This window comes from Arthrobacter pascens (assembly GCF_017052465.1).
Lineage (GTDB): Bacteria > Actinomycetota > Actinomycetes > Actinomycetales > Micrococcaceae > Arthrobacter > Arthrobacter pascens.
In genome coordinates, this window is the sequence record NZ_JAFHKT010000047.1 from 1 (window position 1) to 946 (window position 946).

Annotated in this window: 1 protein-coding gene; it reads right to left on the minus strand. The window is 59.9% G+C overall.

Going from position 1 to position 946, the window contains the following annotated elements:
* Positions 1-862, minus strand: an 862-nt coding sequence (locus tag JYA52_RS00215; RefSeq protein ID WP_205651157.1) for a creatininase family protein, incomplete at its 3' end; no start/stop codon positions are given.
* Positions 863-946: the final 84 nt, after the last annotated feature.

Below are 946 nucleotides of genomic sequence, written 5' to 3' on the forward strand. Positions count from 1 at the left end.
AGGCCTTCAGGTCGAAGGCGCGCTGGGTGATGTTGACCTTGACGTTTTCGAGTTCGAGGATGGCTTCGGCGAGGTAGGTCGAGAAGCGTTCGAAGATCTGTTCGCCCTTTTCGGCAGTGGCGCGGAAGGGGTTTCCGATGACGCCGTGGTCAGCCATTTCGTCGTGGTCCATGGGGAAGTAGAAGTACTCGTAGCCCTTGAAGGAGGCGTCGGGGTTGGCGTCGTTCTTCTTGAAGCTCTCGGGCAGCCATGAGGGGGCGTGTCCTTCGGCGATGACGGCCCGTTCCATGTTCACGTTTTCTTTGCGGTAGGCCATCATGATGGAGGTTTCCTGTTCGCTGGCGTGCCAGCCGGGGGTTTCCTCTTCGGGGTTTTCCATCAGGTCATCGATGATGCCCAGGTAGCGTTCGCCGTAGGGCTTGAACATGCCCAGGAGCGCACCGGTTTCGTAGCGGAGGCGGCGGAAGACTTCGTCGGTGACCTTGGTGTTGGAGGTGTGGCCGTTGGCGAAGATGATCCTGTTGAAGCCGTGGTGGATCAGTGAGCGGGTCGTGTCGTAGATGACGGAGCGGACGGTTTCGCCGCGGAAGGTCAGCGTTCCCATGCCGTTTTCGGCTTCACGGAGGTGCTGGGGGCTGTAACCGGTCCAGATCGGGGGCCCGTAAAGGACGCCGGCCTTTTCGGCTGCACGCTTGGAGACCTCCATGGCGTTGTAGATGTCGGTGCCCAGGGGGCAGTGGTATCCGTGCATCTCAACCGAGCCCAGGGGGATGATGATGGTGTCCTTGCCGGAGGCAAGGTATTCCTGGATGTCCGGCGGTGCGAGGTCGGTGAGGAGCCGTGAGTGCAGGGGCTGAGTCATGTCATGTGCCTTTCGTGCGGTATTGCTTTGGTTTTTGTTTTAGAAGAGCTGAGGTTTGACGAGGATCTTGCCGTTGCTCCGGCC